General features: G+C 55.4%; 15 protein-coding genes. All 15 read right to left on the bottom strand.

The genetic code is table 11. From position 1 onward, the window contains the following. Nucleotides 1-290: 290 nt before the first annotated feature. Nucleotides 291-1,037, bottom strand: coding sequence for a C40 family peptidase (locus JK223_RS10255; RefSeq protein WP_212714093.1), 747 nt, complete (start codon nucleotides 1,035-1,037; stop codon nucleotides 291-293). Continuing rightward, nucleotides 1,037-1,969 (bottom strand): flagellar motor protein MotB, encoded by a 933-nt coding sequence (locus JK223_RS10250; protein WP_212714092.1) that lies wholly within the window; start codon nucleotides 1,967-1,969, stop codon nucleotides 1,037-1,039. Before JK223_RS10250 ends, JK223_RS10255 begins: the two co-directional genes overlap by 1 nt. Next, on the bottom strand, nucleotides 1,966-2,835 hold the full coding sequence (gene motA / locus JK223_RS10245) for a flagellar motor stator protein MotA (RefSeq protein ID WP_212714091.1): 870 nt from the start codon (nucleotides 2,833-2,835) through the stop codon (nucleotides 1,966-1,968). Before motA ends, JK223_RS10250 begins: the two co-directional genes overlap by 4 nt. Then, the gene (locus JK223_RS10240; protein WP_212714090.1) at nucleotides 2,829-3,548 is read right to left on the bottom strand and encodes a FliA/WhiG family RNA polymerase sigma factor; all 720 of its coding nucleotides are present in this window, start codon (nucleotides 3,546-3,548) and stop codon (nucleotides 2,829-2,831) included. Before JK223_RS10240 ends, motA begins: the two co-directional genes overlap by 7 nt. Nucleotides 3,549-3,557: 9 nt before the next feature. Then, nucleotides 3,558-4,001: a flagellar basal body-associated FliL family protein gene (locus tag JK223_RS10235; protein ID WP_212714089.1), complete on the bottom strand. Its 444-nt coding sequence runs from the start codon at nucleotides 3,999-4,001 to the stop codon at nucleotides 3,558-3,560. Nucleotides 4,002-4,023: 22 nt separating this feature from the next. Continuing rightward, entirely contained in the window at nucleotides 4,024-5,295 is a 1,272-nt protein-coding gene (locus JK223_RS10230) for a flagellar hook-length control protein FliK (RefSeq protein WP_212714088.1), read from the bottom strand. 4 nt (nucleotides 5,296-5,299) lie between these two features. Continuing rightward, the gene (locus tag JK223_RS10225) at nucleotides 5,300-5,602 is read right to left on the bottom strand and encodes a hypothetical protein (RefSeq protein ID WP_212714087.1); all 303 of its coding nucleotides are present in this window, start codon (nucleotides 5,600-5,602) and stop codon (nucleotides 5,300-5,302) included. Nucleotide 5,603: 1 nt separating this feature from the next. Continuing rightward, complete coding sequence (gene fliS / locus JK223_RS10220; protein WP_212714086.1) at nucleotides 5,604-5,990, bottom strand: flagellar export chaperone FliS; 387 nt, start codon at nucleotides 5,988-5,990, stop codon at nucleotides 5,604-5,606. Nucleotides 5,991-6,002: 12 nt separating this feature from the next. Continuing rightward, a complete protein-coding gene (gene fliD, locus JK223_RS10215) occupies nucleotides 6,003-7,304 on the bottom strand; it encodes a flagellar filament capping protein FliD (protein ID WP_212714085.1) in 1,302 nt (433 codons plus the stop codon). Between the two features lie 153 nt (nucleotides 7,305-7,457). Beyond that, the gene (locus JK223_RS10210) at nucleotides 7,458-8,321 is read right to left on the bottom strand and encodes a flagellin (RefSeq protein ID WP_212714084.1); all 864 of its coding nucleotides are present in this window, start codon (nucleotides 8,319-8,321) and stop codon (nucleotides 7,458-7,460) included. Between the two features lie 95 nt (nucleotides 8,322-8,416). Then, a complete protein-coding gene (locus JK223_RS10205; RefSeq protein WP_212714083.1) occupies nucleotides 8,417-9,439 on the bottom strand; it encodes a hypothetical protein in 1,023 nt (340 codons plus the stop codon). Nucleotides 9,440-9,441: 2 nt separating this feature from the next. Next, complete coding sequence (locus JK223_RS10200) at nucleotides 9,442-10,353, bottom strand: hypothetical protein (protein ID WP_212714082.1); 912 nt, start codon at nucleotides 10,351-10,353, stop codon at nucleotides 9,442-9,444. 14 nt (nucleotides 10,354-10,367) lie between these two features. Further along, nucleotides 10,368-11,720 (bottom strand): flagellar hook-associated protein FlgK, encoded by a 1,353-nt coding sequence (flgK, locus tag JK223_RS10195; protein ID WP_212714081.1) that lies wholly within the window; start codon nucleotides 11,718-11,720, stop codon nucleotides 10,368-10,370. Continuing rightward, complete coding sequence (locus JK223_RS10190) at nucleotides 11,717-12,091, bottom strand: rod-binding protein (protein ID WP_249213569.1); 375 nt, start codon at nucleotides 12,089-12,091, stop codon at nucleotides 11,717-11,719. Before JK223_RS10190 ends, flgK begins: the two co-directional genes overlap by 4 nt. Beyond that, nucleotides 12,088-13,164, bottom strand: a complete 1,077-nt coding sequence (locus JK223_RS10185) for a flagellar basal body P-ring protein FlgI (protein ID WP_249213578.1) — start codon at nucleotides 13,162-13,164, stop codon at nucleotides 12,088-12,090. Before JK223_RS10185 ends, JK223_RS10190 begins: the two co-directional genes overlap by 4 nt. Nucleotides 13,165-13,191 lie beyond the last annotated feature (27 nt).

Genomic DNA, 13,191 nt, shown 5'->3' with positions numbered 1-13,191 from the left:
CGAAATTGTTTAAAAAATATACTGAAATGAATGGTATCGGTTACATCTTTTTATCCGCCGGAATTTCTGCCGACAGATCGGTGGCGTTCCCTCCTGAGCCGCGTGCCAGCCTGTGGCACCCATGGCGTTCCTGGCGGGTGTGCCGGTATAAAAAAATCTCTTTTCTGAGCAGTAAAACGCCTCCCCTGTCGGTGGAAATGTCCGGATAGTGTCTCTCTCCGGAGTACCTGCCCGGGAACATCTGTCGCGACAGTGGCGATCTGCCGATATTCCCGGAATGCGCGGCCCTCTCAGTGGCGCAGGTTATGTTCTGTGAGTACACGACGCGCGCCGGCATAATGCTGTTGCCAGAAGGGCTGGTCCAGCTGGCTGATACGGATGGACAGTCCTGTGCGGGGAGCTTCGATAAACTGATGATTTCCCAGGTAAACCCCCACATGGTCAGGCACATCCCGCCGGTGAATGTAGAAGAAGACGAGATCACCCCGCCGGAGTTCAGTCGTAAAGACCGTCGCCATGCGGGGTTCCGTGAACAGCGCCCGCGCCGTCCGCGGAATGGGCCAGTTAATTGCGTCACGGAACGCAAACCAGACGAGTCCGCTGCAATCGAACCCCTGCCCCGGTGTCTGACCGCCCCAGCGATAGGGGCGGCCAATCTGAGCGTCCAGCGTATCCAGTACCTTTGCCAGCGCAGAAAGTAATTGCGGAGACCCGGTTTCTCTCAGTAATTCATCGGTGGCTAACGGTGCCCACCCAAGGCCGCTATCGCCCGGAATAATGCCCCGCCGCAGTAAGGCCAGCGTGGCTTGTCGCTGTTTTTTCTGACGCAACGCCCGCGAATGCGTGGACGCCGCTGTCGCCGCGATACCTGCCGATAGTACGGACTGATGCCACAGGCGTTGACGGTTACGCTCCCGTTCAATTTTCGCCATCCGCGCCTGGTGGTCAGCAGGCTTCGCTGCCTCTCCGTGCAGGGGCAGTAACAGAGCGCTGAGCAACACTCCCCACAGGCATGTCCGGGTACACAGCCTGCTCATCAACGGACATCGGTCATTTGATCATGCGGCGACAGCGAACGGGCCTGAGACGAAAATGTTTCTTCCCATTGCGCCAGTCCCTGCTCAGATAGGATAATAAACTCAATCCGCCGGTTAATCGGATTGGTCGGCTGATGACGATCCAGGGGCTTCTGATCTGCAACGCCGGAGAGCTGAACGATTTTATCTGCGGAGAAACCGGCATGGATCATCACCTGGCGGGCAGACTGTGCCCGATCCACCGACAAACTCCAGTTATCGTAGTAAGGATTCTGCGGATAAGGGGTCGCATCCGTATGACCAATAATGATCATATGATCGCGGCTTTTATCCAGTACCGGTACCAGCCCGGTAAGCAATTGCTGAAAATAAGGCGTGACCCGGGCGCTGCCGCGTTCAAACATGGCCCGATGGGGATCATCATTTACCACCACCCGCAGCCCCGTTGCCAGCTTCTCAATCCGCATATTGTTCTGCGCCTTCTGACCTGCCACAAAGGTCTGCAGGGCGGTTTGCAGGCTATCCTGCGACGCGGCATTTTTATCCTGAGCAGCAACAGGTGCGGTTTCTGACATTGCTTCCTGTGCGGTCTGCGTGGCCTGTGAGGGCTGAGCGCTCTGCGGCCTGGCGTCATGTGACGCTGCCTGAGGTGAAATATCGGGTGAAACCGAAGGTGCCGGATCCTGTCCTGAAAAAGAGATAGGGCTGAAGGAGTGGCTCTCAAACACCGACTGATTATTTAAGGTATACATGATCGCTTTCCGGTCTTTTTCAGAGACCTGCCCCATGATCCACATCACCATAAAAAGTGACATCAGCGCCAGCATAAAATCGGCAAAGGCCACCTTCCAGGCACCGCCATGCCCGCCGGCATGGGCCCGGCGGATATTACGTTTAATAATTGTCGTCGAATTCTTCTGGCGCCCGCTCATCGCGAATCAGGCTCCTGGCGGTTATCTACCCAGGCCTCTAACTGAGAAAACGAGGGCTTAATTTCCACGGGTAACATTTTCCTGCCGGCATCCACTGCCAGCAGAGGCGGTTTGCCTGCGACCTGATTGACCATGATGGTCCGCAGGCATTCAAAAGCGGTCATTTTTTTCTTCACCAGCTGTTCCATCGCATTCGCCAGCGGGTCAATCAGGCAATAACAGATGAACACCCCCAGAAAAGTGCCGATCAGTGCGGCTGCCACTTTGACACCGATCACGGCAATAGAGCCATCGATAGACTGCATGGTAATCACAATACCCAGCACGGCGGCACAGATCCCGAAGCCAGGCATCGCCTCCCCGGTACGCTGTAACGAACGGGAGGCCTGCAACAGATTCTCTTCAACCGAATGAAGCTCCTGTTCCAGCAGCCCTTCCAGTTCATGTTCATTGATCTTGCCCATCGCCATCATACGAAAATTATCGGCAATAAAGGTACACAGCTCTGAATCGCTGGCGATCAACGGATAGCGCTGAAACACCTCACTGTCGGTAGGGTTCTCAATATGATTATCCAGGCTGCGGAGTCCGCCATTCTGTACACTGTCCAGCAATTCATACATCAGCAGTAATAGCTGCTGTGAGTAATCAGCGGAGTAACTGTTTTTACGCATGACGCCTTTTAACTGGGCAAGGATCTGCTTCAGTACCGTGGCGGAGTTAGCCAGGATCAATGTCCCCAGGCCACACCCAAGAATAATGACAATCTCTCCGGGCTGCCAGAAAGCCGCTAAACGTCCGCCTGAATGCATATATCCCCAAATCAGACAGATAAATACAATCAGGATCCCACCAATCTTCAACATACTGACTCACTTTGCTTTAAATACGCGACTAATTTATCGTTCAACCGTTTATTCAGCTGACAGACCCGGGCTTCACTGATTTCCAGTACCAGCGCTATCTCTTTCAGGTTCATATCATGCTGATAATAGAGGGTCAGGATCAGCTGTTCCCGCTTATCCAGTACGGCGATGGCCTGTGAAAGCTGTTGCTGACGCGCGTAGTAACGTTCCGGATTATCCCGTTCGGACCCGAAACGGCCTTCGCCCTCACTTTCCATCACCGCATCCAGGCTTTCGATGCTGGCCAGATACTCACTTTGCAGATAATCATGATAGGTCTGAGCATCTATCTGCAGTGCCTGCCGGATCTCCGGCCACTCCGGCTCACGACCGATCTGTTTTGCCAGCTGGCGGATTTGTCTGGCAATATCATGGGTTTGTTGTCTGACCGTACGCGGCCGCCAGTCCGCCTGGCGTAATTCATCCAGAATCGCCCCACGGATCCGGTACTTTGCATAGCCCGGAAAAGCCTCATCCGGAACGCCATAGCGTCTCAGTGCGGTCAGCAACCCCATCAGCGCAATCTGTTGTAAATCCTGATAATCCATCACCACACTGGCGTGATGAGCGATTTGGCGCAGGATTTTATGGACCAACGGTAAATACTGACGAATACAGGCCGCTTCCTGTTCCGCACTGAAGGTCTCGTCGAGAGAATATTCAGTAACTGACATCGCAGCACTTCACTGAAAAACCATCTTACTGATCATCACATCCTCAAACGGCAGCGGGGTCACCCCCAGCCGCGCCGCATCTTCCCGGTATTTTTTAAGCAGTTGGTCATGTAATTCGGGGATCTGGCGTGCGCGAAGCGCAGCATACGGCTGATTGTTGAGCAGACCGACCGTGGCACTGCGGACAGCAGGTTCGAAGGCCATGGCCCGCGCAGATTGTGCCTCCCCTCTCACCACCAGCACCAGATCGAGTAACAGATAACGTTCGCGGCCGTTTTCTCCCTGCAGGGTAATGATCAGATCTTTGACATCAATAAAGCTGGCCTCCGGTGGGGCACTCTCAAATAACTTGCTTAACCCGCCTGCGCCCTCCGGACTCTGCCTGGCGGTTAACCACCACCCGCCACCGAGCCCTGCCAGGACCAGTAGCAATACAAGGGATACAATAACCACGGACTTTTTCATTAAGGTGCTCTTATAACGTCATTAAAATGGACTGATCGGTCGGGGCTTCCGCCGCCGCAGAAAACGAATAATTTCCTGCCACACTGATGCCCCGTTTTTCCTGCTGTTCCCGTCGAGCCTGCCGGCGTTGCTGATCTCCCTGAGCGGAGACATCAACCTGTACCTGCCCGCCCTGCGTCACGACCAGTTTTTCTTTCAGATCACTGGCGGTTTGCTGCAAAAGTTGCTGAGTTTCCGGTATTTCGGCACTGAGATGCACGGCGGTTTTTCCAGGCTCCAGATGTAAAGTGATCGCAATGGAACCCAGTTCAGCCGGGTGCAGACGCACTTCCGCGCTCTGTATCTGCTGACTGACCTGCCACTGTAAATGCTCACCTAATGCGCGGGTCAGTTGTTGCTGACGCGGATCTTCATGACCGACCGACAGACTAAACAGTTGAGTGGCCGCCGATGTCGTCGCCTGTGCCGGCTTTTCCGCCGCGACCGGGACCGCAGGCTCCGGCCCGGCGGCATGTTCATCAAGTCTGTGAAACACCGGTAACAGACTGCTGTCCGTCGGTGATGCGATAGCCGCTTCTGCGCCTTTTACCGGCGCAGGCTCTGTGGTATCTGAAACGGTGGAAGGCATCAGCGCCGCTAAGGGGCTGGCAACAGAAGCCGTGACCGCCGGATCAGTGTGATGCGGGCGATCCATTGTTACGCCTGAAGCAGGCAACGGGACTGCGCCGCCGGTTAATAACGATGAAGACGCTGCCGGTGATGGCTCGCGGGAGCGCGGGATCCCGGAGGGCAGGACAGGTTGCAGAAAGATCGGCACCACACCGGAAGGATCCTGTGACGTGTCCTGCGATTGTTTTTCTGCCGGGAGAGCCTTTCCGGTTTTCTCCCCGCGACTCCCGCCATTGACCGGCAGCCACACCGGCAGAGCGGTCGCCGGCGATATATTCTGCGCTTGCCCTTCTTCAGCCGCGGTTTCCACGGTCTTGCCGCAGGCCGCGGTTGTCACAGGTAGCCCGCGTGCCGGATAGTCAGCCTGCGCCTGTAAACTGTTAAATAAGGACTGCTGATCGGACGGGCTGACTGACGGCGTTACCGGTGCCGATCCGGCCGGGGTATCACTGACGGCGGCGGCCTTCTCCCCGCGCTTTGTCTGCCCGGACGACGGTGTCATCACCGCAGAAAATGCCATGTTTCCGGTACGGGGATCGGCAGGAACGGAAATATCCGATCCTGTGCTCTGTGTTGCAGTAACACTCTGACGGCTGACAGGAAATGGCATCATGGGTTCATCCTGCAAAACTGTCCTGATCCGCAAAGCAGGCATAGGCTGCCATCGCTTCACGCTCTGCCAGCGTTTGTTGTATTTTGTGCCACAGGTCGTCGGCGTCACGCTGACATTGGGCCAGCCCGGCCTGATAGGCCGTCTGCAACTGCTGCTGCTGAGTGACAGAAAGGCTGCCCCGCGGGAAGCTGTCCGCAATCTGGCGATTAATGCGCGACAACGCCTGCCAGTCCTGGCGGCGGATAGCCGCAGACAATGTTTTTAACAGTGTGTCCAGCGCGGTGTCTGACGGGGACTGATTATCCATCTTACTGCGCCATTTCCCGCCATCCGGCTTCAATCTCAGCTAATAAACGTTCAGCTTCAGTGATCTTATCCACGGACAACTGGTGGCTGGCTTCGTATAAGCAACGCACGCAGTAGTCATATAACCCGGCGAGTGTTTTGGCCAGCTCTCCGCCCTGTTCATAATTCAGCGCGCTGCTTAACGCATTAAGAATATCGATGCAACGATTGATACTCTGCGCCTTTTGCGCATAACGTTTTGCCTGGATATGGCTCTTAGCCCTGATTAACTCATCCATCAGCCCGTTAAACATAATGAGTACCAGCTGATGCGGCGTCGCGGTGGCAACCTGCCTTTCTAAATCCGCAGACTGGTAATCGTAACTGCCGTGAGTGTCGTTATCATACATAGTGAATTCTCATCAGCTTAAAAGGCTGCTTAACGTACTGTTCATCTCCTGCATCGAACTTTTCAGCCGGGTGAACTGTGATAAATAGCGATTGTAAGCATCGTTATAACGTGTGGTAATTTTGTCCTGCCGATCGGTTAACTCCGATTGCTGACGATCCAGTACCGCCTGCCGGCTCTGTAATACGCCCTGGCTGGTGCTCAGGTAGCTGTTCATCGTTTTATCGAGGGTATTCAGTAACCCCTGGCTATTAAAAAAGGTGTTGATCGATTGCGGGTTCTTCGCCAGTTGTGTTTTCAGGGTGTCACTGTTTAAGGTCAGCTTGCCATCTTTGTCCGACGTGATCCCGAAGCTGGTCATATCGAGTCCGTTGACCTGAGTACGGATCTGGCTGTTCAGCGTGGTGGTCAGTGACGACACTAAGCCGTCATTACCGCCACTGGCCGATCCCTGGGTATCCAGCACGCTGCGCAGCGTGTTATAGGCATCCACAAAACTTTGCAGGTTACTTTGTGTACCGCTGGTATCTGTGCCGACGGTGAGGGTCAGCGGAGTATCTGCCGCGGTGACCGACTGCAGATTAATGGTCACTCCCTGAATCAAAGAGTCCAGTTTATTGGAGCTGCTGGTCAGCGCCAGCGATCCGATGCTCACTTTGGCATCCTGCGCCGCCGAGATTTGCGTCCCCTGACCGAATGCCCCGGCACTCTGGCTATCCAGTTGCTGAGTATCCAGCTGGATTTCGTTGGCGGTACCGCTTTCATCGCTGCTTAACATCAGCTGCACTTTGCCGTCAGTTTTTATCAGGGATGCCGTCACGCCCGGATTATCGGAAGACTGATTCACGGCATCGGCAAAGTCGGCCAGCGATGAGACACTGCTCATATCGACTGACATACTTTTCCCCTGAACGGACAGAGACAGTGTCCCTGTGGCCTGCTTCATCATGTCATCGGTCAGCCCGGTATAAGCCGTTTGCTGAGCCGAGGCCAGCTGGCTCACGGTCAGGTTATAGGTTCCCCGGTTGGCCTGTGAGGTGGTGGTCACGGTAGCCACCGACGACTGGCTGAGGGTCGCGCTATTGTTCAGCATCCCCTGCGTCGAAGTGTTCAGACTGGCAAGGCTGCTGCGAAACGTCGTTAAGGCTGTCTTTAATTTACTCAGATTCGTGGTCTGCGTCGTCAGCGTCGTCTGTTGGGCTGTCGCCGCATTCTTCGCCGCCTGGATATCGTAACCAGCCATCTGAGTAGCCAGTGTTGTCGGGTCAAGGGAACTGATATCGGTCATTGTGGCTACATCCGCTAAGAGACTCATCAACGCAGGGCAACCAGCTAAGCAATAAACATGCCAACAATTAACACCGCGCTACCGGTCGATGAGAGAACAACAAAGCGGAAAGAAACTTTCCGCTTTACCTGTCAGGAGGAAGGATTCCGGTCAATCCCGCGGGGATCCACCGGCGATCACTTAGCCCAGGATACTCATCACCAGGCTGGACATGCTGTTGGATTGTTTCAGCATGGAAGTACTGGTCTGTGCCAGCATCTGGCTGCGGGTCATGGTTGAAGCTTCAGAAGCAAAGTCCGCATCCTGGATGTTACCTAACGCCTGGTCGGTATTATCTTTCATGTTGGTCAGGTTCGCCGAGGCATGGCTTAACCCGTTAATAGAAGCACCGAACGCAGAGCGTAAGCTGGAAACGTTATCCAGCGCGGTGTTCAGGGTATCGATCAGGGCATTTGCATTCTTGGTACCATCGTCGCCGGAAACCGACGCGGTCGATAAGCCGGTGATGCTGGTCTGGACCGCACTCAGCTGGCTGCTGACATCGACACTGGTGGTTTCCCCTTGCTCAGAACCGGTCTGGAAGGTCATCGCCTGAGTCATTTTCGCCTTGGTACCATCGGCCTTAGCGGTAAACAAATTGTCACCCGCATACGAGGTGTTGCCCATAATGCTGCCCAGCTCGGTATTCAGACTGGTCATCTCGGCATCGATGGCTTTACGGCTTTCTGCGGTGTTGGTATCACTCGCGCCCTGAGTCGCCAGGTCTTTCATGCGATACATGATGTTGCTGACTTCATCCATCGCACCTTCACCGGTTTGCAGCATGGTGGACGCATCAGAGATATTACGCTGAGCCACCGCCATTCCGTTGGTCTGACCCTGTAAACGGGTCGCTACCTGCAGGCCTGCCGCATCATCAGATGCCGAGTTGATACGCTTACCGGTGCCTAAACGCTCCATGGCACTGGACAGCGTGGAGTTGGCTTTTTGCAATGCATTACTGGCTGACATCGCGGATGAGTTTGTAAACAGTGTAATGGCCATCTGATGGCTCCTTTAAAAGTAGTAGTAACCTGATAACACTGAGTAAAAACGACCGCATGATCCCGGAAATAAAGGGGGAATGAAAAAAAATTATTTTACCGGCTGTCCACCAGCTGACAGACCAGTGCCAGCGGCAGATTTGCCTGACAGGCCAGTGCCTGATTTAAGCCACGATACTCTCCACGGTAACCTGCAAGCTGCACACGTAAATGTTCAGCCAGTGATTGTGCTTTTGCCGCATCCAGTCGCGCCGGGCGCTGTTCCAGCTGATTGTCCACCTGCTGGCGTGAAGCATACAGTTTCTGTCGTTCATACTGCAGGTGCCGCACGGCCTGTTCTGCCGTCAGCGTGATCGCACCGGGTTCGCCGGTCAGTAATGCCTGTAGCTGCTGTTCAAAACTGAGCAGCGGTTGCGGTTGCAGCAGGGTTAAACTGTCTGCAGGAAAACAGACACCACCTCCCCTGACCGCCCAATGGCTTAACAACGCCCAGCGGTCTTCCGGGACCGTAAACAGCAGGCGTTGCTCAGCAAGCTCATAGTGGCACCAGATGTGCGACTGACCCAGCACTCTGTTGAGTGCGAAAATACGTTGTGTCAGCGGCATCTCTGGCTCAATCACCAGCGAGGACCAGTGCCGGAAAGTCCCTTCGCCCAGCGCGAACGTAATGATTTCCCGTTGCTCCGTAAACAGTAACGCCTGTAATGGCGGGCACTGGAAAATCACCCGCGCCGGCCTGTCGAGGCACGGCTGGAAATTCCGGTCAATCGTGCCTCCCGTCAGCAGAGTACGTCGGGCCACCCACTGCCTTGCCCGCTGTAATTGCCGGTATCGTTTTTCACTGTCCAGCGGTCTGGCCAGCTGGCGCAGCGCCACCTCCGTTTCCCCGAGATAATCACTGGCGCGCTGTACTGCCGTAATTTGCTGGTTCAGTAAGGTATTGAAGCGTTGCGGATCCCGGCTGATCAGCAGTTCATCCGGGAAACGGCGCCCCGGGTGTGACGGCGGGAGTTCGTCGATAACATTTGTCGTCGGTGTCGCCGGGACGCTGCCCGGACGGGTACCGATATCACCGCTACGAAGACGCCCCGGGGCGCCGGAGATAATGGGGGATAACATGATTACATTTCGTCAAATAAAGAGAACTGATTCATCAGACTGTACGCTTTACTGCTGTATTCCACGGTCTGTAACCAGGATTGCAGCTGTAAAGTCGTCTGTGCCGTATCGGTACTCTGTAAGCTACTTAATACTCCGCTATTGGCCGTAGTCAGATCGGTATAGACATTCGTCAGCCGGGTGAGCTGATTCTGCCGGGAACCAATGGAGGCCACCGCACTGCTGACCCTGTCCGAGATATCACTGCTTTGCTGGATCAAATCGCCGAGTGTTTCGCTGTCCGGCGACGCGTCACTGCCGGTCTGAGTGAGCGAGTTTTGTAAGGCGGAAAGCTGATTAAGGAAACCCATCCCATCCTCCCCGGAAGAAAACAGTGTGCCGGCCGTGGTATTACCGGCGATCCATTGTTGCTGACCTACCTGAACAGACTGAGCCTGATCATTGCCCTGCCACTGATACTGACCATCCACCTTCACCACCGGCGGCTGCGTATTATTGCTCCCGGCGAACAGATAATGCCCGTTGGCATCCTGGCTGTTTAACAGGCTGACAATGCCGTCCGTCAGACTGCTAATCTGTGCCGCATATCCCGGATTTTCGGCACCGGTATGCGAGGCATTATTCATGCTGCGGAACTGATCCTGCAGTGCCAGAACCTGGTTATTGATGCTGGTCAGCAAGGTTTCCTGACTGCTCAGTGAGCCCGTGACGGCGGTAATATTCTGCTGATACTGGGCGGTCACCGCTTGCTGCTGTGTTAATGCCGCGGTACGCGATGCATTCAGCGGGTCCTCTGAAGGGAGTGACTGCTTCTGCTGGGTAGATAACTGATCTGAGAGTTTCTGGATCTGGCTGTTCCCGTTCTCCAGGGCAGATAACATCCACTGTGGCTGACTGAGGCTACTGATTCTCATACGATAGGTCTCCGTTAACTGAAGGCGTTCAGTAAATCAGCAAACAATTGATTACCCACCGTCATCACTTTCATATTGGCCTGGTAAGATTGTAAGTACGTTTGCAGATTAACCGCCTCTTCGTCCTTATTCACCCCGCTCAGATTGTCCCGTTGCTGCTGCCACTGGTCATTCACGGCGGTGGCGGCGGTCAGCTGACTGCTGCTCTGACTGTTGGCCAGTGCCAGGCTACTGGTGATGCCGCTGGCCTGATCCGCTAAGCTGCTGCTCTGTGCCTGCCCGGTCGCTGTCTGCAGAGCCAGTAACGCCTGCAGATTATCGCCATTTGCCGGGCTGTCTTTGCCCGCCGACAGCCCGAGTTCGCTGGCCTGTAACGCCGTTGTTTTTAAACTCATCACACCGCTGTCACTGGTTTCCACCGAGAACAGTGCGCCCCCGGATTGGCCGTTCAGGTCATACCCTTTGGCCAGGGTACTGTTCACCTGGTCGCTGACTGACTGCATTAATCCCGAGACCCGGGTTTGCAACGGTGAAAGGACCTGCTGTTGATAGTCATAGAGCGCGCCCAGTTGCCCGCCGACATTCTCCGTCACGGTGGAGGTCTGCTGGCCGATAGTGAGCCGGAGTTGCCGGACGCCCTGGTCATTCTGCACAGAAGTCGCGGTCGCCGCCTGGTCCCCGTCCACCAGCGTGGCACCATTGGCCGCCGTCAGGCGATAACTTCCTTCCGCTGTCTTCTCAACAGAAACTGACATCAGGCTACTGAGTGATTTGACTTGCTGATCCCGCTGGTCCTGCAGAGTATTACTCTCCGCACCGGAGCCAGCCCGCTGAATTTGCTTATTAAGCGCGGCTATCTCTGCAGAAATCTGTGTAATTTGTTGCGTTGCCGCACTCTGCTGGTCAGTGAGGCTGGTTTGCTGCCCGGCCAGGGTTTCTGCCGTCTGTGACAACCCGGAGGCTACACCGGCGGCACTGCTCAGTAACTGCTGGCGATACGCCGTGGAGTCGGGCTGACTGGTCAGCGCACTCAATGAGTTAAAAAAGGTCGTCAGCAGCGTGCCGGGTTGTGTACTGTCCGTCGATATCACCTGCTCCAGGGAGGTCCCCCAGCTATTCATCGACTGATAATATCCTGCCGCCGTCTGGCTCTGCCACAGTGCCTGATTGATGTGCTGGTCCGTGACCCGCGCGGCATCACTGGTTTTCACCCCGCTGCCGGTCTGAGAAACCACCGTTGCACTCTGGCTTACCTGCTGACGTGAATACCCTGCCGTCTGCTGGTTGGCAATATTCCCTGCCGCGACCGACAGTTGATTCTGTGCTGCCTGTGCTCCCTGGGAAGCAATAGTGAATAGGTTCATCATGCGTCTTTATCCGCCGTAGTCGTCTCTGTAATGACAGAACGACCCGGCGCTACCTTATCTGAAGGGGCGACGGCAGGTGATAGCTGTTTTACGATCATTTCAGCCAGCCCGGTCGAATGCGTTGCCGCTAATTCAGCACTGAGCTGATCATCATAAAAATCCCGCCACATCCCTTGCTGCTTACTGTCCAGCGGGGAGTCAGGGACCAGTGCCTGCGTCGCTTGCCGCATCTCTTTAATCATCTGCCGCAGAAACTGATTCTCAAATTGCTCTGCGGCCTGAGACAGGTTCTGAGGCTTACGCTGTGTCCCGATATCGCCGGGTAACAGCGCCTCAGTCAGCCCCGGACCGGAAGCCGGCATTAACTTCATATCACCACCAGCTCGGCATCGAGAGCCCCTGCTTCGTGAAGCGCCTGCAGTATTGACATAATGTCGTCCGGGGAGGCTCCTAGTCCATTTAAGGCATTCACAATACTTCTCAGTGTGGTCGCGGTCGGGATCACCACACTGTGGCCGCTGCCCTGGCTGACCCGTAATTCGCTTTGCGGGGTCACCGCCGTCCGGCCGCCACTGAGGGCCGACGGCTGGCTGACATTCGCCGACTCACGGATAGTCACCGTCAGGTTACCGTGAGAGACCGCCGCGGCGTGTACCACCACATTTTCGCCGATCACTACCGTGCCGGTACGTGAATTAAAGACCACCCGCGGTGACATCCGCCCCGGGGTGACCGAAACATCTTCAAGCGCAGACATAAACGCCACGCGGGCACCGGGACTTCGGGGGGCATTCACCGCGATGCGGGTCGCACTTTCCGCCGTGGCGGTTCCCTCACCAAAGGTCCCGTTCAGCGCATTCACAATATTATTAGCCGTCTTAAATTCCGGAAGATGAAGGCTCAGATACACCTTGTCATTACTCTGGAAGTCAGTCGGTATCTCACGTTCCACCGTGGCTCCGTTAGGGATCAGCCCCGCCGTGGGGGTATTGACCGTAATACTCGAACCGCTATTCCCCTGTGCCTGGGTGCCGCCAACAACGACATTTCCCTGAGCCAGCGCGTAAATTTCGCCATCAGCCCCCCGTAACTGCGCCAGAAGCAGCGTGCCGCCCCGCAGGCTTTTAGCATCCCCGATGGAAGAGACGGTGACATCAATCGCCTGCCCCCGGCTATATCCGGGAGGTAATACAGCGCTCACCGCTACCGCTGCCACATTTTTGACTTTAGGATCGACCTTCGCCGGCAGCTGCACACCGAACTGGCGCAACATATTCGTTACTGACTGGCTGGTAAATCGCACCTGGTTTTTATCGCCGGTGCCGTCCAGACCGACGACTAAGCTATAGCCGATCAGCTGATTTCCGCGGATACCTTCAACATCCACTAAATCGCCTAACCGTGCCGCACAGGCGGCATTCAGTCCGGTAAAAAACAGCATCATACTCAGCAGGATACGCATCGCTGACTC

This window comes from Tatumella sp. JGM118 (genome assembly GCF_018257515.1).
Classification (GTDB): domain Bacteria; phylum Pseudomonadota; class Gammaproteobacteria; order Enterobacterales; family Enterobacteriaceae; genus Tatumella; species Tatumella terrea.
Note: the sequence above shows the minus strand (reverse complement) of the source record. Positions and strands in the feature narration are given on the sequence as shown.